We start from the raw sequence: 23,120 nt of genomic DNA on the forward strand, positions 1-23,120 counted from the left end.
AAAACATGAGCGATACCCTGCAGCTGATCCTTGAAGACACCGACGGCACGCAACTGGAAACCTCCTGCACCCGTGTCGCGGTCCTGTGGCAAGGCAAAGAGCTGTGGATTCAGCAAGACGGCCGTGGCCAATTGCTGATCGGCGTGGACGTCGAAGAAGGCGATGCCGAATACGCAAATCTGCTGCTGCGTCCATTGGCGACTAATCTGGTAAGTCTGCAACTGGAAATGGAACCGGCCGAAGTCGGTGACGAAGACCACGTGCACGGCCCGGATTGCGCACACGACCACTAAGGAAATCGCTCTATGCTCGCCCTCGGCAAACTGCTTGAACTGACCCTCGCTGGCCGCGAACCGGCGGAGAAGACTCAACTGACTGTCGAAGGCGTGCGGATGCGCTGGTTGAGCGAAGGTGCGCTGGAAGTCCGGCCACCTGAGGCTCGCGACAATGGCCTGGACCTGCTGCTGTCGGCAGGCATCCATGGCAACGAAACAGCGCCGATCGAGTTGCTCGATCGCCTGTTGCACTACATCGCTCGCGGCGATCTTAAACCGCGCGCACGTATTCTGTTCCTGTTCGGCAACCCCGAGGCGATCCGTCGCGGCGAGCGTTTCATCGAGCAGGACGTCAATCGGCTGTTCAATGGCCGTCACGAGCAAAGCAGCGGCTCCGAAGCCCTGCGTGCCTGTGAGCTGGAGCGACTGGCGGCGAGTTTCTTCAGCCTGCCGGACCGCGACCGTCTGCACTACGACCTGCACACCGCTATTCGCGGCTCGAAAATCGAGCAGTTTGCGTTGTACCCCTGGAAGGAAGGTCGCCAGCATTCGCGCGTGGAGCTGGCTCGTCTGCGCGCCGCTGGCATGGAAGCGGTGCTGTTGCAGAACAAACCGTCCATCGTGTTCAGTTCCTACACCTACGACAAGCTCGGTGCCGAGTCCTTTACCCTCGAATTGGGTAAGGCGCGGCCGTTCGGGCAGAACGCCGGGGTCAATGTCGATCTGCTGGAAACCCGTCTCAAACAGATCATCGAAGGCAACGAGCCAGCCCTGGACGACGCCTCGCTGGACGGTTTGCAGCTCTTTAGCGTGGCGCGGGAAATCATCAAGCACAGCGACAGCTTCCGCTTGAACCTGCCAGTGGACATCGAGAATTTTTCGGAATTGGAAGTGGGTTACGTGCTGGCCGAAGACATCGCCCAGACCCGCTGGATCATCGAAGAGAAGGGCGCCCGGATCATCTTCCCGAACCCCAAGGTGAAGAACGGCCTGCGCGCCGGCATCCTGATTGTGCCGACCACCGAAGAAAATCTCGCCTGACAGACACTGCTTTCCCGTAGGAGCGAGGCTTGCCCGCGATAGCGATTTAACATTCAACATCACTGTTGATCATGAAATGGCTTTCGCGGGCAAGCCTCGCTCCTACGGGGGCGGTGTTGTTTAGACCGCTACAGCACGCGGCTCGCTGCGACGCAACGCACGGGTCTTGTGCAGCGTATCCGCACACGTCTTCGCCGCTTCCTGGCCTTTATGCACGAAATGCTCGAAGAAGAACTTCTGATGTTCTTCGCCGGCATGGAAGTGGTGCGGGGTCAAAACCACCGAGAACACCGGCACTTCGGTTTCCAGCTGAACCTGCATCAGGCCGCTGATCACCGATTGGGCGACGAATTCGTGACGGTAGATTCCGCCGTCTACCACCAGGCCTGCGGCAACGATACCGGCGTAACGACCGGTTTTGGCCAGCAGCTTGGCGTGCAACGGGATTTCAAAGGCGCCGCCGAGTTCGAAGAAGTCGATGTCCGATTCCTGATAGCCCTGGGCAATGATTTCGGCGAGGAAGCCCTTACGGCTCTGGTCGACGATTTCCTTGTGCCAGCAGGCCTGGATGAACGCGATGCGCTCGCCGTGATGGTTTTTGCTTTTGCTGTCGATTGCGGTGGGTTGCATGTTCTGGTTCCTGTTTGTGTGAAAAACAGGGCTTATGAATCGAATGGGATTTAAGGGTACGCACGCTCGCATAACTGCTCGCAAACGGCCCTTCGGCGCCAATCCCGTTCTCTCTTCATCCGGACTATGACCGTCGGCCCCGGGATCACACCGGGTCTGCTGACCTTGCCGCCAGTCACCGCCGAAGCCGTGCTGTCACCAAGCGCTCGCGGGCTATGCGCATTGCGCGCAATTACCGCCGGTGGGGAGTTGCACCCCGCCCTGAGAACGTTTTGCCGCCAGAATGTTTGGCGGCGAAGCGTTTTTAACACATATTTCTCGCTTATGCATTGCTGCTTTCTGATGATTGATATCGGCTTTTTCGAAGGCACAAAGCGCCTTTTCCTCGCCCAAGGGTTGATTATTCGTCGGCATGACCGCAGTAATTCGCCTTGGAAAGTGAATTCCCCTGATTACCGAGGCCAGATTTATGAGCGTTATCGATCTTCGCAGCGACACCGTCACCCAACCGTCCCAAGGGATGCTCGACGTCATGGCCTCTGCGGCCACTGGTGACGATGTGTATGGCGAAGATCCGACGGTCAATCGTCTGGAAGCCGAATTGGCAAAACGGCTGGGTTTCGCGGCAGCGCTGTTTGTCCCGACGGGCACCATGAGTAACTTGCTGGGTTTGATGGCGCACTGCGAGCGCGGTGATGAATACATCGTCGGCCAGCAGGCTCACACCTATAAGTACGAAGGCGGCGGTGCGGCGGTGCTCGGCTCGATCCAGCCGCAACCGCTGGAAGTGCAAGCCGATGGTTCGCTGGACTTGGCCCAGGTTGCTGCAGCCATCAAGCCGGATGACTTCCATTTCGCCCGCACCCGCTTGCTGGCCCTGGAAAACACCATGCAAGGCAAGGTCCTGCCCCTGGAGTATCTGGCGCGGGCGCGCAGCTTCACTCGCGAACACGGTCTGGCCCTGCACCTGGACGGCGCCCGGTTGTATAACGCGGCTGTGAAGCTGGGCGTCGATGCCCGGGAAATCACTCAGCACTTCGATTCGGTCTCGGTCTGCCTGTCCAAGGGGCTGGGCGCGCCGGTCGGTTCGGTGTTGTGTGGCACGGTCGAGTTGATCGCCAAGGCGCGCCGCCTGCGTAAAATGGTCGGCGGTGGCATGCGCCAGGCCGGGATTTTGGCGGCGGCGGGCTTGTATGCGCTGGATCACAACGTTCAGCGCCTGGCCGACGACCACGCCAACGCGCAATCGCTTGCCGAGGGCCTGCGCAACATCGGTTATGAGGTCGAGCCGGTGCAGACCAACATGGTTTATGTGCAAATGGGTGACAAGGCCGAGGCGATCAAGGCGTTCGGGGCTGAGCGTGGCATCAAGCTGAGCGCTGCCGGCCGTCTGCGAATGGTCACGCACATGGACGTCAGCGGCGCGCAAATCGAGCACGTCATCGCGACATTTGCCGACTTTTATCGCAACTGACAGTGTTAGCCGTCCATTTGACCGCTTGTAACGTACAAACACACTGTACCTAGTCACTAACGCCGATATAATGCGGCCCTTTGCCGTCGCTTCGTCTGTTGACGTTTCGCACAGGCCTTTGGCCGCAGCCTCCGTGGAAGAACCTAATGAAAAGCGCAGAAATCCGTGAAGCCTTCCTTCGCTTCTTCGAAGAGCAAGGCCACACCCGTGTAGCCTCCAGCTCTTTGATTCCGGGCAACGACCCAACCCTGCTGTTCACTAACGCGGGGATGAACCAGTTCAAGGACTGCTTCCTGGGCCAGGAAAAACGTGCCTACACCCGTGCGACCAGCAGCCAGAAGTGCGTGCGTGCCGGTGGCAAGAACAGTGACCTGGAAAACGTCGGTTATACCGCTCGTCACCACACATTCTTCGAAATGCTGGGTAACTTCAGCTTCGGTGACTATTTCAAGCACGACGCGATCACCTTCGCCTGGACCTTCCTGACCGGCGTCCTGAAACTGCCCAAGGAAAAACTCTGGGTAACCGTCTATGCCTCGGACGACGAGGCCTATGACATCTGGACCCAGCAGATCGGCGTGCCTGCCGAGCGCATGATCCGCATCGGCGACAACAAAGGCGCGCCGTACGCGTCCGATAACTTCTGGACCATGGGCGATACCGGCCCGTGCGGTCCGTGCACCGAGATTTTCTACGATCACGGCGACCACATCTGGGGCGGCCCTCCGGGCTCGCCGGAGGAAGACGGCGACCGTTACATCGAGATCTGGAACAACGTGTTCATGCAGTTCAACCGCACCGCCGATGGCGTGTTGCATCCGTTGCCAGCGCCGTCGGTGGATACCGGCATGGGCCTGGAGCGGATCAGTGCGGTGATGCAGCACGTCAATTCCAACTATGAAATCGACCTGTTCAAGAATCTGCTGAGCGCATCGGCCGAAGCGATCGGCTGTGAAAATGGCGATCAGTCTTCTCTCAAGGTCGTTTCCGATCACATTCGTTCTTGCGGCTTCCTGATTGCCGATGGTGTGCTGCCGTCCAACGAAGGTCGCGGCTATGTACTGCGCCGGATCATTCGTCGTGCGTGCCGTCACGGTAACAAGCTGGGCGCCACTGGCAGCTTCTTCTACAAGATCGTCGCGGCACTCGTTGCCGAGATGGGCGAAGCGTTCCCGGAACTCAAGCAGCAACAGGGCAATATCGAACGCGTACTCAAGGCCGAAGAAGAGCAGTTCTCCAAGACCCTGGAGCACGGCCTGAAGATTCTCGAGCAGGATCTGCTGGAGCTCAAAGGCACCGTGGTGCCGGGCGACGTGGTGTTCAAGTTGTATGACACCTACGGTTTCCCGATGGACCTGACCGCCGACATCGCTCGCGAACGTAACCTCACGGTTGACGAAGTCGGCTTCGAACGCGAAATGGAAGCCCAGCGTGTTCGTGCGCGTTCGGCCAGCTCGTTCGGTCTGGACTACAACACGTTGGTCAAGGTTGACGTGGCGACCGAGTTCACCGGTTACAAAGCCACCAGCGGTTCGGCCAAAATTGTCGCTATTTATAAAGAAGGCCAGTCGGTCGACGTCTTGAGTGAAGGCGAAGAGGGCGTGGTCGTTCTCGATCAGACCCCTTTCTACGCTGAATCCGGCGGCCAGATCGGCGACTGTGGTTATCTGCAAGCCGGCAGCAGCCGTTTCGACGTGCGCGACACCACCAAGACCGGCGGCGCGTTCCTGCACCACGGTGTGTTGGCGTCCGGCAGCCTGACCATCGGCGCGCCGGTTGAGACTCACGTCGATGCCGACGTCCGTCATGCCACCTCGCTGAACCACTCGGCGACGCACTTGCTGCACGCCGCATTGCGTCAGGTGCTGGGCGAACACGTTCAGCAGAAAGGCTCGTTGGTCGACAGTCAGCGCCTGCGCTTTGACTTCAGCCACTTCGAAGCCATCAAGCCTGAGCAGTTGAAGGCGCTGGAAGACATCGTCAACACCGAGATTCGCAAGAACTCTGCGGTTGAAACCGAAGAAACCGATATCGAAACCGCCAAGAAGAAAGGCGCCATGGCGCTGTTTGGCGAGAAGTATGGCGACAACGTGCGCGTGCTGAGTATGGGCGGCAATTTCTCCGTCGAGCTGTGCGGTGGCATCCACGCCAACCGTACCGGCGACATCGGCCTGCTGAAAATCATCAGCGAAGGCGGTGTGGCCTCTGGCGTGCGTCGTATCGAAGCGGTCACCGGTGCTGCGGCATTGGCATACTTGAACGCTGCCGAAGAACAACTCAAGGAAGCGGCCAACCTGGTCAAGGGCAGCCGCGACAACCTGATCGACAAGCTGTCGGCTGTGCTGGAGCGCAACCGTCTGCTGGAGAAGCAACTCGAGCAGTTGCAAGCCAAGGCTGCCAGTGCGGCGGGCGACGATCTGTCGGCTTCCGCGCTGGATGTCAAAGGCGTGAAAGTGTTGGCCGTGCGTCTGGACGGCCAGGACGGCAAGGCGCTGCTGGCGCTGGTCGATCAACTGAAAAACAAACTCGGCCGCGCAGTGATCCTGCTCGGCAGTGTCCATGAGGAAAAGGTCGTTCTGGTTGCAGGCGTAACCAAAGACCTGACTGGCCAACTCAAAGCCGGTGATTTGATGAAGCAAGCCGCTGCGGCAGTGGGCGGGAAGGGTGGTGGTCGTCCGGACATGGCGCAGGGCGGTGGTGTAGACGCCAGCGCACTGGACGCGGCGCTGGCCCTGACCGTTCCATTTGTAGAGCAGGGTTTATAAGGCGGTTTGCCGAGCCCGTGGTCTAGTGGCGGGTTCGGCAACTGTTTGAGTGATTATTGGGCGCCCTTCATGGGCAGAGGCGGCTTTGAAATGGCTTTGATCGTACAGAAATTTGGAGGCACCTCGGTCGGCACTGTCGAGAGAATCGAGCAGGTCGCCGACAAGGTTAAGAAATTCCGTGATGCCGGCGATGACCTGGTGGTTGTGCTGTCTGCAATGAGCGGCGAGACCAACCGTCTGATCGATCTGGCCAAGCAAATCAGTGGCGACGGTCAGCCGGTTCCGCGTGAGCTGGATGTGATTGTTTCCACCGGTGAGCAGGTGACGATTGCCCTGTTGGCCATGGCGCTGATCAAGCGCGGCGTGCCAGCGGTGTCCTACACCGGCAACCAGGTACGGATTCTGACGGACAGCGCGCACAACAAAGCGCGTATCTTGCAGATTGATGACCAAAAGATTCGTGGTGATCTGAAGGCCGGTCGCGTGGTGGTTGTCGCCGGTTTCCAGGGCGTCGACGAGCACGGCAACATCACCACTCTCGGTCGTGGCGGTTCGGACACCACCGGCGTGGCGCTGGCAGCAGCCTTGAAGGCTGACGAATGCCAGATCTACACCGATGTGGACGGCGTCTACACCACCGACCCTCGCGTGGTGTCCGTGGCTCAGCGCCTGGACAAGATTACCTTCGAAGAGATGCTGGAAATGGCCAGCCTCGGTTCCAAGGTGTTGCAGATCCGTGCGGTGGAATTCGCCGGCAAGTACAACGTTCCGCTGCGCGTACTGCACAGCTTCAAGGAGGGTCCGGGCACCCTCATTACTATTGATGAAGAGGAAACCATGGAACAGCCGATCATTTCCGGCATCGCTTTCAATCGCGATGAAGCCAAGCTGACCATCCGTGGCGTGCCAGACACCCCGGGTGTTGCGTTCAAGATTCTTGGGCCTATCAGCGGCGCGAACATCGAAGTCGACATGATCGTGCAGAACGTTGCGCACGATAACACTACCGACTTCACCTTCACCGTGCACCGCAACGACTTCCAGGCTGCGCAAACCGTGCTGGAAAACACCGCTCGCGAGATCGGTGCCCGTGAGGTCGTGGGTGATATCAAGATCGCCAAGGTCTCGATCGTCGGCGTCGGCATGCGTTCCCACGCAGGCGTGGCCAGCCGCATGTTCGAATCCCTGGCCAAGGAAAGCATCAACATCCAGATGATCTCGACTTCGGAAATCAAAGTCTCCGTTGTAATCGAAGAGAAGTACCTGGAACTGGCTGTGCGCGCTCTGCACACGGCTTTCGAACTGGATGCGCCTGCCCGTCAGGGTGAGTGATGCGGTTCTCGAAGGGCGCGGTCTGACCGCGCCCTTCGTCTTTTTTGAATAGCGCGACCCTGGAACTGTTCTTTTGCTCGCGCTGGTCAATACTCAGGCATGTAGGGCTGCGATCGTATCGGTTGTAGGTCGAGTGCCTTTTTTTTGCAGACTGTTGTCCCTGAACTGTAATGCGTGAGGAGAAAGGTATGCTGATTCTGACTCGTCGGTGCGCTGAAAGCCTGATTATTGGTGACGGCGAAATCACCGTGACGGTGCTCGGCGTCAAAGGAAATCAAGTGCGCATTGGCGTCAACGCCCCGAAAGAGGTGGCTGTGCATCGTGAGGAAATTTACCTGCGTATAAAGAAAGAGAAGGACGACGAACCAAGCCATTAATTTTTATCGTTTTTTATGTTTGCAAACGGGGAAAAGGTTGGTTAAGATACGCCCCGTGTTGCGGAGAGCTGGCCGAGTGGCCGAAGGCGCTCCCCTGCTAAGGGAGTACACCTCAAAAGGGTGTCGGGGGTTCGAATCCCCCGTTCTCCGCCATTATTTGCGTAGTACGTTGTAATCTGGCTTCTTCGGTAAGTTGTTGAAATTACTAGAAAAAGTGTTTGACATAGAGATTAGACGGCCTATAATGCGCGGCAACAAATGCACTCGTAGCTCAGCTGGATAGAGTACTCGGCTACGAACCGAGCGGTCACAGGTTCGAATCCTGTCGAGTGCACCATTTAAGAGTTGTTTGCAGTAATGCGAGCAACTTTGCTTCAGCCAGTTGTGGTCTGGTTAAAAAACACAAAATGCACTCGTAGCTCAGCTGGATAGAGTACTCGGCTACGAACCGAGCGGTCACAGGTTCGAATCCTGTCGAGTGCACCAAACACCAAAAAGCCTGCGTCTAACGCGGGCTTTTTGCTGTCTGGGATTTGGCTTTTCCTTTGACGCATCCTTTCTCATCAAACTCGACGTGAGCGCTGCGACCCCGCTTGAGGTCATAGCGGTAGCTCATGGCTGAATTTCGAATACTGATCTTGTCCGGCTTGCCGAGTGCACTTTCGACGTCCTGTTGTGTCATACCGGTAACGACACGCTGATTGATGATTGCCTCTCGACGTTGCCTGGCGTTTATCAGATTTCCGCACTTGTCCTCGAATTGGCCGACAACCGTCGGTTCCCTCCTTTTTGTATTCGTGCCTGATGTTTCGCGAGCGCTGGCTTCTGGCATGACGGCTACGACATTGCCTGGCATGAAGGGGCGCACCTCTTGAAGTGAAAGATGCTCTTCGGCCTTGCAGCTCAGCGTCGTGAAGGTGATGCGCCCGTTGGCTGCTTCGCATCGGTGGATGGTTGCCGCAAGTGCTTCGGATGGCAGGCCGAGCAGAGTGGTCAGCAATAAAAGGTGGGTGTTCGATGGCATTCGGCGTCCTCCATGACGTTTCATCAGAAGGGTAGTCGCTACATTTTTCGGCAGTGGTGTGTTTTCTTTTCAGGATAAGTCGTCGCAGTTTCATGGATAAGAAGAGCGCACAGGTTTGTCTTGCAAGCGCTTGTTTCATCCACGATTTTTTAACGTTTTAAACCGTCAGGCGGTGTATCATTGCGCCCGTCAGCCCCGCCGGGGCTTGTGGAAAACCTCCATGGACTTACCCAGTAGTTACTCAGTACCCCGTTTTTCCAATCATGAATTGACTGATTGATCCTTCCGGCGTGCCCCGCTGCTGGGAGTGGAGTTCGCCTATGTCCGATGTTGAAGTAAAGAAAACGCAAGAAAGCTTGCAAGATCGCCTCGCTCAAGTCGTTGAGCTGCTGCAGCGCCAGCGGGTGGTCGAAGACCTGACTCATCGCCAGGAAGGTCCGAATCACGACCGGGTCGAGAACCTGGTTCACCGGCAAAATCTCGTCGAGCTGCAACGCAAGCTTGATGATCTGCACTCCGCCGACGTTGCCTACATCCTTGAAGCGCTTCCGCTGGGCGATCGTCTGACGCTCTGGCAGCTGGTCAAGGCTGATCGTGACGGCGACATCCTGCTTGAAGTATCCGACTCGGTCCGTGAAACCCTGATCGCCGACATGGACGATCATGAGCTCCTGGCAGCGGCCAAGGACATGGACGCCGACGAACTCGCTGACCTGGCTTCCGAGCTGCCGCGAGACGTCGTTCATGAGCTGATGGAAACCCTCGATGGCCAGCAGCGTGAGCGCGTTCGCTCGGCATTGTCCTATGACGAAGAGCAAGTCGGGGCGCTGATGGACTTCGAGATGGTGACCATCCGTGAGGATGTCAGTCTCGAAGTGGTTCTGCGATACCTGCGTCGTCTCAAGGAGTTGCCGGGCCACACCGATAAACTGTTTGTGGTCGATTACGACGGTGTGCTGAAAGGCGTGTTGCCGATCAAGCGGTTGTTGGTCAACGATCCTGATAAACAGGTTGCTGAAGTCATGGCCAGCGATCCGGTGAGTTTTCACCCGGACGAAGACGCCTATGATGCGGCTCAGGCGTTTGAGCGCTACGATTTGATCTCGGCGCCTGTCGTCGACAAAAACGGCAAGCTGATCGGCCGTCTGACGATCGATGAGATGGTCGACCTGATTCGTGAAGAGAGCGAAAACGAAGTTCTCAACATGGCAGGTCTGCGGGAAGAGGAGGATATTTTCGCGTCAGTCTGGAAATCCCTGCGTAACCGTTGGGCCTGGCTGGCGGTGAACTTGATCACAGCGTTTATTGCATCCCGTGTGATTGGTCTGTTCGAAGGCTCGATCGAGAAGCTGGTAGCGCTCGCGGCGTTAATGCCGATCGTGGCGGGAATTGGTGGTAACTCGGGCAATCAGACGATCACCATGATCGTTCGGGCTATGGCGCTGGACCAAGTCAGCACCGGCAATACCTCGCGCTTGATGCGTAAAGAGCTTGCGGTCGGTTTGATCAACGGCTTGGTTTGGGGAGGGGTGATCGGTGTGGTTGCCTATCTGCTGTATGGCAGTTGGTCTCTCGGAGTGGTGATGACTGCAGCGATGACACTCAACCTGTTGTTGGCGGCGCTGATGGGTGTATTGATACCCATGACCCTGGCGCGCCTGGGGCGTGATCCGGCAATGGGTGCCAGTGTGATGATCACGGCCATGACTGATAGTGGCGGGTTCTTCATCTTCCTGGGGTTGGCGACAATATTTCTGCTCTAAACAGTTCCTTCAAAGCCCGCCGAATTGGCGGGCTTTTTTTTACCCGAATTCCAGGCAAAAAAAAGCCAGCGATTATGCTGGCTTGAGTTTTTTAGGATGTATCAGGACGCGTCTGCGGCCATTTCAGCGTCATGGGCAATCAGCGAAACAAGAGCGTTTTGCTGGCGGTGTGAAAGTTGGCGGAAGCGTTGCAGCAGTTCGCGTTCGTGCAACGAAAGCTCCGGGCTGTCCAGGCGCATGCTCAGTTCTTCGCCCAGTGCACCTTCCTGAATAAGACTCTGCTCAAGGCGCGCAATGATCTCGGAGTTCATGCTGCGATGATGATTGCGAGCCACCTCGGCAATGCGTTCACGCATTCCGTCTGGCAGACGTACGACGAACTTGTCAGCCGTACGGCTGGAATAAATTGCCTGTTTCAATGGGCGCATATATTTAACCGGTTAGTTCAGGGGAGCGGTTCTCGGGATTGGCCGCAGGATGTCTGATAGGACAAGCGCTCTGGCCAAATGTTCAACCTGAATTGATAGAGCCTCGCATCATGCCTCAAAGAAGCCAGATCGTTGGCGTCAATTCTGTGACAAATATTGAACTGGATAAAGGCGTTATGCCAGTAGCAATTGACAAAAATGCGGACTGGTTTGAAAAGTTGCCTTGGTCCGTATCTCTGGCCGCGTCCTCTTGCCCTGCGGGTGATGTCCAAAGACGTCCGAAGGTGCATGCTGTGCGGATTACATCATTGTTCCTTACCCTTTATAGGATAGTGGCAAATGGCCGATTTACTAGAGCCTAACCTGTAGTGCGGGGCGATTTCAGGATGGATGGCAAGTTGATTTATCTGATGGGGCCTTCGGGTTCAGGGAAGGACACGCTAATCGACGCCACTCGAGAGCCGCTGCAGGCGCTGGGTTGTAAGGTCGTGCGCCGTGTTATCACTCGGTCTGCCGAATCTGTGGGGGAGGAGGCGGTAGGCGTTTCCCGCGCGGAATTTGAGCAGCGCCGCAGTAATGGTGATTTTGCGTTGTACTGGCATGCCAATGGACTGGACTACGGAATTCCCGCCGAAATCGACCAATGGTTGCGCGATGGTTGGCATGTATTGGTCAATGGATCTCGGGGGCACCTGGACGAAGCGCGGCAGCGTTATCCGGCGTTGCTGCCGTTGCTACTGACCGTCAAGGATGAAGTGCTACGCGAGCGGTTGCTGCGGCGAGGGCGTGAAAGCCTTGTGCAAATCGAATCCAGGCTTGGGCGTAACGGACAATTCGCGTCAGAGGGGGCGATCGGCAATAAGCAGATCTATCGACTCGATAACTCCGGCGACCTGGCCATCACGGTCGCCAATCTCCTGAGCTGGCTAAGCCTCAACGTAAAACCGGATCAAATTTGATTCGGCGCCCTGCGATGAGTGCCAGCACGAACAATCCGCAGAACACGCCGCAAGCTATCAAAGGCAGGGTGGTTGTCGCGGGCTGAGCCAATAACAAATGAAGAATGCCGCTCAACAAGGCCAGAATGAAAAATCCGGCGGCCGACTTGGACATGTGGTGCTCCTGGTGGGAAATCAAAATACCAAACGTTGGGAGTGCTGAGGCTGCAGAAGTGAGCTTTCCTGGCTCACTTCCTGATTTACAAAGCTGGGCTCATGACCCATGACTGCCAATTGAGGTGCTCTTTGCAGTTGAAGGTAGTGAGGCATGCGCTGTGCAACCACGGCAACGTCGCCCTCTGGGATAAATTGAAAGCCAAGCAGTACGGCCAAGGCGATCGCATTCGAGAGTAAAAGGGCGCGGGTCATGGGGGCATCCTCTATTGTTCTTGGAGAATAGCTAAAGCAGTCCGTATGCCAAGAGTCTAACGGCTATTAAATCCTTTAAAAACAAGGATTTAATGTGGTTTTAGAGAGGGGTCGCATTGCAATTTGCAATGATGGCGCTCTGGGGTGATGCAATTTGCACGGTAAACAATGCTGCAGGGCTGTGAGGCGCTTGCCTACACTTAAAAAGCCCAAGGACGACATGACAAAAGCAGGTGTGCCCGTTAACATGCTCGCCGTCTATCGTTCCGCGGTCCTCGCGGGCGACTTTGTGTCTCAGTAGCTCAATTGGATAGAGCATCCCCCTCCTAAGGGGAAGGTTGGCAGTTCGAACCTGCCCTGGGACACCATTATAATCAGGTTATTAGCTAGATTTTCCGATAGCTCCTCGATTGAGTTTTCTCTCAAGTCCCCACTTTGGTCCCCACTTCTCTGAGCGTTCGGTATTGAGTCAACTTTTCAAGGGAATCGGATTCTTCTGGCCGATTTTCGAAATTGATGCCTTGGCCGTTCTCTCTACCTGTGTAATTGAATCCCAATTGAAAAGCCATTGTGCATTTCAACTGATCCCCTGCGTCGGATTCGGCCCGCGCGCTTCGTAAAAATGATGAATGTTGCCTATGGTGGCGACAGGCTGAAATCGGCCAAAAGCGGGCACGACAGTTCGGCAATCCTGCGCGGGGCTCGACTGGTTTTGTCCTTATGTCTAAGTGGTTAAGGTCATGGAAGCAATAGGGGGCGTGCTACCATATCGCCACCCTCTCCCCCAGAAGTCTTTTCTGCCTCTAGGTAATCGCCATGGACGATGTAGTCATAACGCATTTGGATGTGTACCAGAGCTGGCAAAACCATCTCTTCAATTTCAGTCTCGACGATCCCAAGACGAACGCACCTGGGCTGCGCAAACCGCAACTGGCGGCGCTTTATGCCACTCTGGGGCACCTGGTGGTTGATCCCTCTTCGACCGCCACAGTGGTCATGCCGACCGGTACAGGGAAGACCGACACCATGCTCGCGCTGATCATCGCTGCGAGGATGGCCAGAACCTTGATCCTGGTTCCCTCGGACGCCCTCAGGACGCAGTTGGTGGGCAAGTGCACGGAGATGAAGACGCTCCGCACCGTGGGGGCGGTATCGGACACGGCGCGTAACCCCATTGTTGCAGCCATCGATTCGAAGCTGTCTGAGGCGCAGGTTGCAGAATTAGCTACTGCCAACATCATTGTGGCCACTCCCCAGGCCCTGCTGCTATTCGAAGACGCCGTCTTGGGGGCGCTGGTGAACATGTGCAGCCACCTGATGATCGACGAGGCTCACCATGTCGTGGCAGTGAGTTGGAACCGAATCAAAACCGCCTTCATGGGCAAACCGTGTATTCAGTTCACAGCGACGCCATTCCGGGAGGATGGTCTGGCTCTGGCCGGCAAGATTATCTACAACTACCCGCTCCGGGATGCGCAGCTTGATGGCTATTTCAAAGGCATCGAGTTCCATCCGGTACGAGAATACAACCTCAAGCTGTCCGACCAGGCCATCGCAGACAAGGCTGTTGAGCTGCTCCGGGCTGACCTCAAGGCTGGGTACAACCATTTAATGATGGTGCGGGCCAAATCGCACAAGCGGGCGACAGACCTGTTTGAGATTTACAAGCAGCACGCCGACCTCACGCCAGTCCTGATTCACAGCAAGGTGCCGAACCAAGCCAGGGTGATGGAGGAGATCGTCAAGAAGAAGCACCGGATCATCGTCTGCGTCGACATGCTTGGGGAAGGCTTCGATCTGCCTGAGCTCAAAATCGCTGCAATTCATGACCAACACCAAAGCCCTGCGGTGACGCTCCAGTTCATTGGCCGGCTGACGCGGGTTGATGCCGCCCTTGGTGATGCCAAGTTCGTGGCGAACATCGCTAACCAGAAAACCGACCACCAGATGGCAGACCTCTACAAGGAGAGTGCTGACTGGGGTGCAGTCATTCGCAACGTGAGCGAGCAAAAGGTAGGCCGGGAAATTGAGAAGGCGGACTTCAACGAGCAGTTTGCTGACGGTGACGATGCCCAAGTGATTTTTGGGCTGAACCCGAACCCCAAAATCAGCGCCGTGGCGTATCACGTCTCCCCCAAAGACTGGACACCACAGCGTGCGCAGGGTCTGGATGGACGCAGAGAAACACTGCAGTACATCTCGATCAATGATCAGGCCGATACCGTCATTGCCGTGACTCGGCGAGAGACGCTGGTTGGGTGGGCTCAGACCGAAGAAATCGTCGATACCAACTGGAATCTGTACATCGCTTTCTATAACAAAGCGCAGAAAACCCTGTTCATTCACACCTCGGGTGACGACACCCAGGCAACTCGCTTTCTTAACCTGGTAGCCAAAGACCCTCGTCGCATCAATGGTGAGCCGACCTTCCGTACGCTCCACGACATCAAGCTGATGAAGCTGCAGAACGTTGGCCTGTCCCGCGCCCGGAAAGACCTGCGGTTCACGATGCACGTGGGGCGCGATATCAACCAGGTGATCAGCGACATCGAGAAAGGCAATGCGACAAAGTCCAACATCTTCGCCACGGGTTTTGAGAATGGAGAACGAACCACCGTGGGCTGCTCGCACAAGGGCAAGATCTGGGAGATGAACTCCTCTCCAATCAACTACTGGGTCGAGTGGTGCAAGCGCATGTCGTTCAAACTCAACGACAACACCATCGACCCTGCTGACGTACTCAAAAATGTCATGCGTGTTGACCAAATCAAGGACAGATGGCCAGAAGGCCTGTTCTACGCCGACTGGCCTGTGTCGATCGCGATCGAAAACGAGCAAAGGATCTCGCTATATTTTCAGGGAGAGACTTTCAACCTTCTCGACGTCGAGCTTGGTAAGCCTGAGTACAGTGGCGCGCGGACGCTGGAGATCCCCGTCCTTGTCGCGCGTAACGATGGCGAAGAGCGTCGCCTCACTACCATCGCCATCAAGTTGTTGGAGGACGGATACAAGACCTCCTGCCCAGGTGTGAAGATCCTTTACCCCCACGAAATGCCACTGGACTCCTACCTAGATGCAGAGCCGCTAGTATTGCTCAAGGTCGACGGTTCCATGGTGCAAGGCAACTACCGTCAGTACTCGCTCAACAGCATGGATGTAAAACTGCCTGCCGGTTTGCTCGAACCCTGGGATTGGGGAACGACGAAAATCCATCAGGAGTCCATGCGTGCAGAGCGACGTAAGGACTCAGTACAAGGCTTCACCTTTGACAAGATCGCTGATGACTACTCCATCGTCTTCAACGATGACGGCAAAGGCGAAATTGCTGATCTGGTGGCAATTCGGGAAAACAAGGACGCCATCTACGTCGACCTTTACCACTGCAAATTCTGCCCCATGACGGATGGCGTGGCCGCGCCCGGGGCGCGCGTCGCCGACGTCTATGAGGTATGCGGTCAGGCGTCGAGATCGGTGAAATGGCTGTACACAGGCGATAAGTTCTTCAACCGACTGATGGATCGTTACCAGCAATCACTGCTAAAGGACTTCGACAGAATCCTGAAAGGCACGCCTCAGCAGCTGGAGATACTGCGAAATAAATGCCACGACCATGAGTTGATCTTCAAATTTGTGATCGTCCAACCCGCGATATCAGCGAAGAAGGTGTCGAAGGAGCAGTTGGCCGTCTTGGGAACGAGCTACACATACATCAAGAGTATCTCGGGCTCGGACATCAAGGTCATTGTCAGCCCTTAATTGACTTGCACCAGCGGAATTGCAGCCGATTCCGCTGATGTGCTGTGATCCGCGCCTCCGATACCGACTTTGCTTTTGCCATCACAAGCATAGGCAGCCTGAAGGGTCCTAAATTTCCAAGGTGCTCGATGAACGCTTCTGGCCGTTTTCAGCCGGTCGCCATAGGCAGAAAACGGCCAGAAGCGGACAGTTACTGCATACCAGAACCTGGGGCAGTTATGAATCTAACTATCTCTCTTTTGAACGCAGACTATCGCAACCGCCCATGTGAAAATTACAGTTTTTAGCTTCTGGGAATGGTTCAATCCCTGCGTGATTTACTGTTAGCCCCCATCCTTCTGCACGGCTCATAAGAAAACCCATGACACCAACCCAATTCATCTCAATCTGGAAATCCAACAAACTCACTGAGCGTGCCGGGGCGCAGTCACACTTTGATGATTTGTGCGAGTTACTCGGCGTCGATAAGCCGCGTGATCCCAACAATTACTGCTTCGAACGTGGCGCCAAGAAATCCGGAGGCGGCGATGGCTGGGCCGATGTCTGGAAGCGTGGTCATTTCGCGTGGGAGAACAAGAAGCCTGGACGTGACCTTGACAAGGCCCTAAAGCAACTAACTGACTATTCCCTGCAACTCGAAAGCCCGCCGCTCCTGGTGGTTTGCGACCGTGAGCGCCTCATTATCCACACTGCCTTCACTGGCTACCCTGATGAACCCCGCGAAATTCGTATTGAAGAATTGGTGGATGACAGCAAGCGGCAAATGCTCAAGTGGGTGTTTACAGACCCGTTAAAGCTGCGGCCCGAAAAATCTACCGCAGCAGTCACCGAAGAGGCTGCCCGTCGCTTTGCTGACTTGGCCGAGGCTATGCGCCAGCGTGGGCAAGACAGTAATCAAGTGGCACACTTCCTCGTGCAATGTCTGTTTTGCATGTTCGCCGAAGACGAAGGTCTGTTGCCTGAAAGGATTTTCACGGGCCTGCTTACGAGCGCCAAAAGTGACGTAGCGAAGGCCGCCAACCGTATTGCCGCGCTGTTCATGGCTATGCAGGAACCCAAAGGCGTTTACGGCAACGATGACATCGAATGGTTCAACGGCGGATTATTCCGCCACATTGCCATCCCCACGCTAACGGCCAGCGACCTTGAAACGCTGCGTGCTGCCTCTGCAGATATGGACTGGCGAGCGATTGACCCTACCATTTTTGGCACGCTGTTCGAACGCGGGCTTGGAAAAATGCGCGCTGCGCTTGGCGCGCATTACACGGACACCAACACTATTGCCAAGCTCGTCGATCCGCTGGTACGCGACCCGCTTTTGGTCGAATGGCAAGCGACGCGCGAAAAAATCGTCACGCAAATGGCCAAGGCCGGTGCGTTCGACGAGGCGAAAGCCGCCGCCGTGAATGTAAAAACTACGGTGCAAGCGAAGAAAGAAATGGAGCGCAAGCTTACCGCTGCAAAGACCGCCAGCACCAAAGCATTGAACGAGGCACGCAACCTATATACCAATTTTCTTCTGCGTCTTAATAAATTTCGTGTACTCGACCCGGCCTGTGGCAGTGGCAATTTTTTGTATCTGGCACTTAAAGCGCTGCGCGATGTAGAAAAGTGCGCACAAATTGAAGCGCAGGAGCTGGGCCTGCACGCTGAGACGGAATTGCAGACCGGCCCACACAACATCCTGGGCTTGGAAATCAATGGGTTTGCTGCGGAGCTGGCTCGGGTCACTGTGTGGATTGGCGACATCCAGTGGTGCAGGCAGAACGGCTGGCGGCATGCAAGCAACCCGATTCTAAAGCCACTGGATGGCGTCGAACATCGTGATGCATTGATGAACACCGATGGCAGCCAAGCCCAGTGGCCTAGCGCGGATGTAATCGTCGGCAATCCACCGTTTATAGGCAACAAGAAGATGCGCGGTGAGTTGGGAGATGCCTATGTGGACGCGGTGCGCCTCGCCTATAGAGACAACAACATTGACGGTGCAGACTTTGTTTGCTTCTGGTTCGAGAAAGCACGGCTGCAGATGGAAGCGGGCAAGTTGCAATCAGCAGGCTTGGTTTCGACCAACTCCATTCGCGGCGGTGCGAACCGCGAGGTGCTTAGTCGAATTTTGGAGAAGTCGCCGATTTTTCTTGCTTGGAGCGATGAGGAATGGTGGGACAACGGCGCTGCCGTGCGCGTGTCGATGACGGGTTTCGGACAAAGCACCATCAAACCGAAGCTTGATGGACTTGACGTTGCGGTTATTCATGCCGACCTGAATTCAGACATTGATGTGACGAACGCATCAATAATGCGAGAAAACTTGAACAAGTCATTTCAGGGTGTCACGCCGCGCGCTGAAGTTCAGAAGAGGCGCCGCCTTGAGCTTGGACTTCCGAGCGCCACGTTCAACCTCAGCGGGGACGAGGCTAGGAAAATTCTGCGAGAACCAGCCAACGCCAAGGGGGAGCCGATGTCCGCTGTAGTGCGCCCATATTGGATTGCAGACGAAATCACGACGAGGCCACTTGATCGTTTCATCGTCAACTTCATTGTCCGCGAAAAAAAGGACGCCTCCCTTTTCGAGTTACCGTTTGGGGCCTTGGAAAACGTGCGACTGAACCGTGCGCAAATGAAAGACGCCCAAGGCTACCCATGGTGGCAGCTTTGGCGGCCTCGCCCGGCCATGGTCACCGCACTTAATGGACTAACTCGCTACATCTCCATTACGCGAGTATCAAAGCACCATCTTTGCGCATGGACACCTCCTGCCGTTACCCCGGGCGATGCACTGGTAGTTATCGCCCGGGACGACGACACCACCATGGGAATACTTCAATCTCGTATTCACGAAGTTTGGGCGCTCAGGCGTGGCACGAGCTTGGGAGTCGGAAATGACCCACGCTACACTCACACAACTTGCTTTGAAACTTTCCCGTTTCCCGATGGTTTGACACCGAATATCCCTGCGGTGAAATACGAAGACAACGAAAAAGCGAAGGCCATCGCCATTGCTGCAAGCGAACTCATGGCGTTGCGTGATCATTACCTCAATCCACCGGACTGGACGGACTGGCTCATTACCACTGAAGAGGATGCTGCCGGCTTTCCGAAACGCCCAGTCCCTAAGTCAGGCCATGAATTGGACCTGAAAAAACGTACGCTAACTAACCTTTATAATAAACGCCCGCAGTGGCTCGCACTCACACACGAATCCCTGGATAAAGCTGTCGCAATAGCCTACGGCTGGAATGACTATGATCCTGAGTGGACGGATGAACTCATCCTGCGCCGTCTTCTGGCGCTGAACCTGCAGCGCAGCAAAAACTAGCTTTGGGTCTGCTTTGAGTCGTTTTCTGCCTCTCTCGATGGGCAGAAAACGGCCAGGAGTGGTCAGTCATGATAGACAGAGTCGACCCCACGCTGACTCTCGTCAGAATCAATAACGTGGTCTGTCCCCGCTTTTTTCGTCAACAAGGCTCAAGCGGCTACACCTCAAACTTAACGTGCATGGCCTGATTTGAACACCTGGTGCATTGACTCGCGGGTAGTAAGAGCACCAGGACAGTAATGCAAACACCATGGTCGTCGTGCCAGATAGCCAACCATTCGGTACACTTCCGAGTACGTGAAAGATCCCCATAACACTGAGCGAGAGAGGGCTGCATGGAGCACGACCTAAGTTACGTACATGAACATAAACTAAAAATCAAAGAGTACACGCTAAGCCGCATCCATTCTTCCATTGAAAAATTCAGCACATCCATATATTCATCAGCCACAGAAAACACTCCTGATTACCGGTCCTTACGTTTCACTGTTCTCGCCGACCTAGAAGGAACCTCAGCAAAGCTTGATATTGAGTTTAGGCTGAATGCGGACCATATTTATAATACGCGCTTCTCTCTATATGAAAAGCCGAAAGATATTAACACATACACTTTAAAGTTTTTTGCTATTAATCTAATTCAAGATATCCTCGCCAATGATCACAATGAGGAGATGAAAAAGTACACTATACGAACATACTCAAGGTTTTACTGCTGTTATGCAATGACTGACACCGTCTTTATAAATTTCGACCCAAAATTTCTCATAAAACCTCAGCCATGGCCCACCAGAGAAGAGCCACTATCCGAACAAATACTAATGTTCGATACCGAGGTTCACGCCGTCAATATTGAGCATGCTCGCAACCTGGCATACAATCACACAGCTAATATGAATGCTTACCTTTCCGTGCTTCTAGACTGTGGCTTCGAAATGGTAAGTTCGGAATTCAGAATATTTAACATAAAAAATGAGCGCGGTATAGTACAGTCGATGCGTTACCGGACCGGCGTCGTAGACAACGAACTAGGGCTGCTGGTAAAAGACAATCACTATGGTCTTAAAGACTTACATGATAAGGACCAAGTTGACTCCTATAATGCAGGGAAAGTTGCTTTAAGCTTTGCAGGCACCCGGGAGGATGGGGGCTTCGAGCATTATTCTACCGCCGTATTCGATAATTCATCGAATAATGAATTCCTCGATAAAACCTTCAGCAGACATATCCTCACCCCTCCCGCTGGGTCCAAAGACAGGGTTGCTCCACCTCAGTTGTCGGACGAACCTCATTGTCCTAACGCTCCAGTGAGGTTACCAGCCGAAACGCGTAAATTTTTCAGGGCTATTGCTTCTCTTGATGAAAAAAAGAAAGACGCCTTTCTGGCTTGCTGTCGCCTTTATAATCTCGCTTTAACGGTCGGCCGCCGACATCCCACCCTGGCACAATCATATAAAGTTTGTGCCGTCGAAGCTCTGGGGCTTTGCGAAAACAAGAAATTTTCAGAGTTCATGATAAGCCATAGTAAGCCGGGATTCGACAAAGACCTGACAGACTATTTTTACAGCGTTCGCTCCAAACACTTCCACGCTGGGCAGTTCCTATTTGATGAATACAACATCGAATTTCAGCAAGACATCGCGTTCTCTTTTCACGAAAAAAATGCTGATTTTGGAAACTTTAGCCGCTACATCAGAATAGCGATCATCAGCTGGGTTAAAATTAATTTGCTTGATAGGGTCTAATAACTATTATTTGTTTAACTCAGAGCTCGGTTTTGGGGCCTTGGCTCGTATATTCATAAAAAAAGGATTTCGGAATGAAGTATGAAAAAACGCTGAGAAGATTGTGTGCGTATCCCAAGCTAACCGAAGACCTAATAGTCGCAGCTTTCAATAAATATGAAGATAAGGATGTAGATGTTCGTCCTAAGAACATTGAAAAGCCGGGCTTTGAGATTGCCACCGATGCTGGTTTGTGCTTTGTCACGGAACGACCGATAAGCCACTACAATGAGAAGTGGGGGCGGGTCACTGGCGCGCAGGAAAGAGCATTGCCGTTGTCCTTGCCAGTACCGCTTCACATCATAGGTGAAGGTCAGCTAAATAAAGAAATATTCGAAATGAATAATTCAAAAGATCCGAAATCTGCAGCAGATTTTTGGCTTAATGAGTTTTTTGCGCCTGAAATCGCAGCAACCTATTTCAATAAGTTTTTTTCTACAAGCGACTCTCTTAAAAGTTATCGACTCATCGTGTTTGAGGCGATAGAAGCTTACTATCTTGGAATGGATCATGTAGCGATTATGTCTCTTATACCAGTATTCGAGGCGGGGTTAAGAAATGTTCAGAACTCGCGCCTGAGCATTGCGCCCGATAATGTAAGTGGAGAGGTTTTTGAGCGCCATCTTCGTAGTATCATAATTCAATGGGGGCGACGAAGGCTGGAATCATATGTTTGGCACCCAGGAAAAGACTATAATCAAGCGGTTGAGATAGATTTTTTAACGCATATATGCCCGCAGTCTGATGTGATTAACGCGTTCAGAATATACTTTAAGAATGTTCTTTATAGGCCTAGTTATGGTGAAGTTGATGGTTTTAATCGTCATCTTGTAATGCACTTGTTGAAAAATGATTTTAACAATCCAGCGAACTTTGCAAGATTGTTCATTTGTCTGACTCATATAACATTTATAGAGAGTCTCGAAAATAGAAATGTTCCGTTCTTTTGGCGTGGAATCGATGATAGAGATTTAGAAGTTGCAGCGTATTTTACGGATATATCTAGAGAGTTTGGCGAAGCTCGTCGACCAATTTTGCGCTCGCTGGGGGTTGATGGGTATTAAGTGGAATCAGTGGAATTGGCACCTTAGGTGCGTGTCGTGATATCGGTGAAACAACGCAATCTGCGGAGTTCCTCCTGATGCTGGATCTAGGAGGCGCGTTGGCGTCAGAAATTACAAATAATTTTATATTGAATTGTTATTCATGTTGATTTTCTTATTCCTTTTCGTGCATTTTAAGCGGGCCAATGACTCGTAGAGCCGCATAAAGATATTCAAAAGCAATTCTGATAGTAAAACACCATATAAAACAGCAGTTTAGAGTCGGTTTTTGGCTGATTGACGTGTCAGCTCGTGTCGCGAATGATCAGCGTCACAGGCTTTGACAACGAGAAATACGCGATGCAAATTCAAACTACTGAGCAGGTTTGCGAGATCTTTAAGATTTCACGGTCAACGCTTTATCGGCTATCGAAGAACGATCCCGCCTTTCCACAGCCGTTGCATTTCGGTCGCGCAATTCGCTGGAACCTCGCAGACATTTGTGAGTTCTACGCGCAGCAGCGACACGCCTCGCAAAAGCGGGCATAAAAAAGCCCGCACGAGGCGGGCCTTTCCTTAATTACGTTCAGCAGCTGATTTCTTGGCGGAAACCTGCGGAACGCAATCGGTGAACATAGTATGTATATGCCTTTGCAGATCTGCAAGCATCAATTCTGCGTGCGTGTTCACCGCCGATCAGGCGGTGGTCAATGGCGGCAATAGCTCATTGTTTTGGCACTTCTTC

Annotated in this window: 18 protein-coding genes, 4 tRNA genes and 1 riboswitch; of the genes, 17 read left to right on the plus strand and 5 right to left on the minus strand. The window is 54.1% G+C overall.

What is annotated here, in order from left to right:
- Nucleotides 1-5 precede the first annotated feature (5 nt).
- Nucleotides 6-293 carry a hypothetical protein gene (locus V5E99_RS28165; protein WP_010457234.1) on the plus strand — a complete coding sequence of 96 codons (288 nt, stop codon included), beginning with the start codon at nucleotides 6-8 and terminating at the stop codon, nucleotides 291-293.
- A gap of 12 nt (nucleotides 294-305) precedes the next feature.
- Nucleotides 306-1,316 carry a succinylglutamate desuccinylase gene (gene astE, locus V5E99_RS28170; protein WP_499805655.1) on the plus strand — a complete coding sequence of 337 codons (1,011 nt, stop codon included), beginning with the start codon at nucleotides 306-308 and terminating at the stop codon, nucleotides 1,314-1,316.
- Between the two features lie 120 nt (nucleotides 1,317-1,436).
- Here the strand turns inward: astE and V5E99_RS28175 are convergent, their stop codons facing one another.
- Complete coding sequence (locus tag V5E99_RS28175) at nucleotides 1,437-1,946, minus strand: 6,7-dimethyl-8-ribityllumazine synthase (RefSeq protein ID WP_499805656.1); 510 nt, start codon at nucleotides 1,944-1,946, stop codon at nucleotides 1,437-1,439.
- Between the two features lie 102 nt (nucleotides 1,947-2,048).
- Nucleotides 2,049-2,219, minus strand: a riboswitch (FMN riboswitch).
- A gap of 196 nt (nucleotides 2,220-2,415) precedes the next feature.
- Between V5E99_RS28175 and ltaE the strand changes: the two genes are divergently transcribed.
- The 7 genes from ltaE to V5E99_RS28210 all read left to right on the plus strand — a co-directional run bounded on the left by ltaE (nucleotide 2,416) and on the right by V5E99_RS28210 (nucleotide 8,380).
- Nucleotides 2,416-3,420, plus strand: coding sequence for a low-specificity L-threonine aldolase (gene ltaE / locus V5E99_RS28180; RefSeq protein ID WP_499805657.1), 1,005 nt, complete (start codon nucleotides 2,416-2,418; stop codon nucleotides 3,418-3,420).
- A gap of 146 nt (nucleotides 3,421-3,566) precedes the next feature.
- The gene (gene alaS, locus V5E99_RS28185) at nucleotides 3,567-6,185 is read left to right on the plus strand and encodes an alanine--tRNA ligase (RefSeq protein ID WP_499805659.1); all 2,619 of its coding nucleotides are present in this window, start codon (nucleotides 3,567-3,569) and stop codon (nucleotides 6,183-6,185) included.
- A 90-nt stretch (nucleotides 6,186-6,275) separates the two neighbouring features.
- Nucleotides 6,276-7,517, plus strand: coding sequence for an aspartate kinase (locus V5E99_RS28190; RefSeq protein ID WP_054044740.1), 1,242 nt, complete (start codon nucleotides 6,276-6,278; stop codon nucleotides 7,515-7,517).
- A gap of 188 nt (nucleotides 7,518-7,705) precedes the next feature.
- Nucleotides 7,706-7,894 carry a carbon storage regulator CsrA gene (gene csrA, locus V5E99_RS28195; RefSeq protein ID WP_003178872.1) on the plus strand — a complete coding sequence of 63 codons (189 nt, stop codon included), beginning with the start codon at nucleotides 7,706-7,708 and terminating at the stop codon, nucleotides 7,892-7,894.
- Nucleotides 7,895-7,956: 62 nt separating this feature from the next.
- Nucleotides 7,957-8,047: transfer RNA gene (locus tag V5E99_RS28200), tRNA-Ser, on the plus strand.
- 107 nt (nucleotides 8,048-8,154) lie between these two features.
- Nucleotides 8,155-8,231 (plus strand) — tRNA-Arg (locus V5E99_RS28205).
- A 72-nt stretch (nucleotides 8,232-8,303) separates the two neighbouring features.
- Nucleotides 8,304-8,380: transfer RNA gene (locus V5E99_RS28210), tRNA-Arg, on the plus strand.
- A 19-nt stretch (nucleotides 8,381-8,399) separates the two neighbouring features.
- On the opposite strand, the gene V5E99_RS28215 is transcribed toward V5E99_RS28210, so the two are convergent.
- Nucleotides 8,400-8,918, minus strand: a complete 519-nt coding sequence (locus V5E99_RS28215) for a hypothetical protein (RefSeq protein WP_499805661.1) — start codon at nucleotides 8,916-8,918, stop codon at nucleotides 8,400-8,402.
- 320 nt (nucleotides 8,919-9,238) lie between these two features.
- On the opposite strand from V5E99_RS28215, the gene mgtE reads away from it, so the two are divergent.
- Nucleotides 9,239-10,681 (plus strand): magnesium transporter, encoded by a 1,443-nt coding sequence (gene mgtE / locus V5E99_RS28220; protein WP_499805663.1) that lies wholly within the window; start codon nucleotides 9,239-9,241, stop codon nucleotides 10,679-10,681.
- A gap of 101 nt (nucleotides 10,682-10,782) precedes the next feature.
- On the opposite strand, the gene V5E99_RS28225 is transcribed toward mgtE, so the two are convergent.
- Complete coding sequence (locus V5E99_RS28225; protein WP_003178899.1) at nucleotides 10,783-11,109, minus strand: Arc family DNA-binding protein; 327 nt, start codon at nucleotides 11,107-11,109, stop codon at nucleotides 10,783-10,785.
- Between the two features lie 386 nt (nucleotides 11,110-11,495).
- Here V5E99_RS28225 and phnN point away from each other — a divergent pair, with 386 nt between their 5' ends.
- Nucleotides 11,496-12,068, plus strand: a complete 573-nt coding sequence (gene phnN, locus V5E99_RS28230) for a phosphonate metabolism protein/1,5-bisphosphokinase (PRPP-forming) PhnN (protein WP_499805664.1) — start codon at nucleotides 11,496-11,498, stop codon at nucleotides 12,066-12,068.
- Here phnN and V5E99_RS28235 read toward each other — a convergent pair.
- Nucleotides 12,043-12,222: a PA3371 family protein gene (locus V5E99_RS28235; protein WP_499805665.1), complete on the minus strand. Its 180-nt coding sequence runs from the start codon at nucleotides 12,220-12,222 to the stop codon at nucleotides 12,043-12,045. The genes phnN and V5E99_RS28235 overlap by 26 nt on opposite strands.
- 20 nt (nucleotides 12,223-12,242) lie before the next feature.
- Nucleotides 12,243-12,476, minus strand: coding sequence for a hypothetical protein (locus V5E99_RS28240; protein ID WP_499805667.1), 234 nt, complete (start codon nucleotides 12,474-12,476; stop codon nucleotides 12,243-12,245).
- A 291-nt stretch (nucleotides 12,477-12,767) separates the two neighbouring features.
- Here V5E99_RS28240 and V5E99_RS28245 point away from each other — a divergent pair.
- The 6 genes from V5E99_RS28245 (at nucleotide 12,768) to V5E99_RS28270 (ending at nucleotide 22,924) form a co-directional block, all read left to right on the plus strand.
- Nucleotides 12,768-12,844 (plus strand) — tRNA-Arg (locus tag V5E99_RS28245).
- A 448-nt stretch (nucleotides 12,845-13,292) separates the two neighbouring features.
- Nucleotides 13,293-16,232, plus strand: a complete 2,940-nt coding sequence (locus V5E99_RS28250) for a DEAD/DEAH box helicase (RefSeq protein ID WP_499805668.1) — start codon at nucleotides 13,293-13,295, stop codon at nucleotides 16,230-16,232.
- A gap of 361 nt (nucleotides 16,233-16,593) precedes the next feature.
- Nucleotides 16,594-19,551: a class I SAM-dependent DNA methyltransferase gene (locus V5E99_RS28255; protein WP_499805670.1), complete on the plus strand. Its 2,958-nt coding sequence runs from the start codon at nucleotides 16,594-16,596 to the stop codon at nucleotides 19,549-19,551.
- A gap of 335 nt (nucleotides 19,552-19,886) precedes the next feature.
- Nucleotides 19,887-21,293, plus strand: coding sequence for a hypothetical protein (locus V5E99_RS28260; RefSeq protein ID WP_499805671.1), 1,407 nt, complete (start codon nucleotides 19,887-19,889; stop codon nucleotides 21,291-21,293).
- Between the two features lie 74 nt (nucleotides 21,294-21,367).
- Nucleotides 21,368-22,396: a hypothetical protein gene (locus V5E99_RS28265; protein WP_499805673.1), complete on the plus strand. Its 1,029-nt coding sequence runs from the start codon at nucleotides 21,368-21,370 to the stop codon at nucleotides 22,394-22,396.
- A 339-nt stretch (nucleotides 22,397-22,735) separates the two neighbouring features.
- Nucleotides 22,736-22,924 (plus strand): helix-turn-helix transcriptional regulator, encoded by a 189-nt coding sequence (locus tag V5E99_RS28270; protein ID WP_414813350.1) that lies wholly within the window; start codon nucleotides 22,736-22,738, stop codon nucleotides 22,922-22,924.
- Nucleotides 22,925-23,120: the final 196 nt, after the last annotated feature.

It is taken from the genome of Janthinobacterium sp. LPB2021202312-11-4, assembly GCF_037049705.1.
GTDB lineage: Bacteria > Pseudomonadota > Gammaproteobacteria > Pseudomonadales > Pseudomonadaceae > Aquipseudomonas.

What these genes read in the sequence shown, in the direction of transcription:
- V5E99_RS28235 (WP_499805665.1), bottom strand. Translation starts at nt 12,222, where the DNA reads ATGTCCAAGTCGGCCGCCGGATTTTTCATTCTGGCCTTGTTGAGCGGC.
- csrA (WP_003178872.1), top strand. Translation starts at nt 7,706, where the DNA reads ATGCTGATTCTGACTCGTCGGTGCGCTGAAAGCCTGATTATTGGTGAC.
- V5E99_RS28260 (WP_499805671.1), top strand. Translation starts at nt 19,887, where the DNA reads ATGGAGCACGACCTAAGTTACGTACATGAACATAAACTAAAAATCAAA.
- V5E99_RS28250 (WP_499805668.1), top strand. Translation starts at nt 13,293, where the DNA reads ATGGACGATGTAGTCATAACGCATTTGGATGTGTACCAGAGCTGGCAA.
- phnN (WP_499805664.1), top strand. Translation starts at nt 11,496, where the DNA reads ATGGATGGCAAGTTGATTTATCTGATGGGGCCTTCGGGTTCAGGGAAG.
- ltaE (WP_499805657.1), top strand. Translation starts at nt 2,416, where the DNA reads ATGAGCGTTATCGATCTTCGCAGCGACACCGTCACCCAACCGTCCCAA.
- V5E99_RS28225 (WP_003178899.1), bottom strand. Translation starts at nt 11,109, where the DNA reads ATGCGCCCATTGAAACAGGCAATTTATTCCAGCCGTACGGCTGACAAG.
- alaS (WP_499805659.1), top strand. Translation starts at nt 3,567, where the DNA reads ATGAAAAGCGCAGAAATCCGTGAAGCCTTCCTTCGCTTCTTCGAAGAG.
- mgtE (WP_499805663.1), top strand. Translation starts at nt 9,239, where the DNA reads ATGTCCGATGTTGAAGTAAAGAAAACGCAAGAAAGCTTGCAAGATCGC.
- V5E99_RS28270 (WP_414813350.1), top strand. Translation starts at nt 22,736, where the DNA reads ATGCAAATTCAAACTACTGAGCAGGTTTGCGAGATCTTTAAGATTTCA.
- V5E99_RS28190 (WP_054044740.1), top strand. Translation starts at nt 6,276, where the DNA reads ATGGCTTTGATCGTACAGAAATTTGGAGGCACCTCGGTCGGCACTGTC.
- V5E99_RS28265 (WP_499805673.1), top strand. Translation starts at nt 21,368, where the DNA reads ATGAAGTATGAAAAAACGCTGAGAAGATTGTGTGCGTATCCCAAGCTA.
- V5E99_RS28215 (WP_499805661.1), bottom strand. Translation starts at nt 8,918, where the DNA reads ATGCCATCGAACACCCACCTTTTATTGCTGACCACTCTGCTCGGCCTG.
- V5E99_RS28175 (WP_499805656.1), bottom strand. Translation starts at nt 1,946, where the DNA reads ATGCAACCCACCGCAATCGACAGCAAAAGCAAAAACCATCACGGCGAG.
- V5E99_RS28240 (WP_499805667.1), bottom strand. Translation starts at nt 12,476, where the DNA reads ATGACCCGCGCCCTTTTACTCTCGAATGCGATCGCCTTGGCCGTACTG.
- V5E99_RS28165 (WP_010457234.1), top strand. Translation starts at nt 6, where the DNA reads ATGAGCGATACCCTGCAGCTGATCCTTGAAGACACCGACGGCACGCAA.
- astE (WP_499805655.1), top strand. Translation starts at nt 306, where the DNA reads ATGCTCGCCCTCGGCAAACTGCTTGAACTGACCCTCGCTGGCCGCGAA.
- V5E99_RS28255 (WP_499805670.1), top strand. Translation starts at nt 16,594, where the DNA reads ATGACACCAACCCAATTCATCTCAATCTGGAAATCCAACAAACTCACT.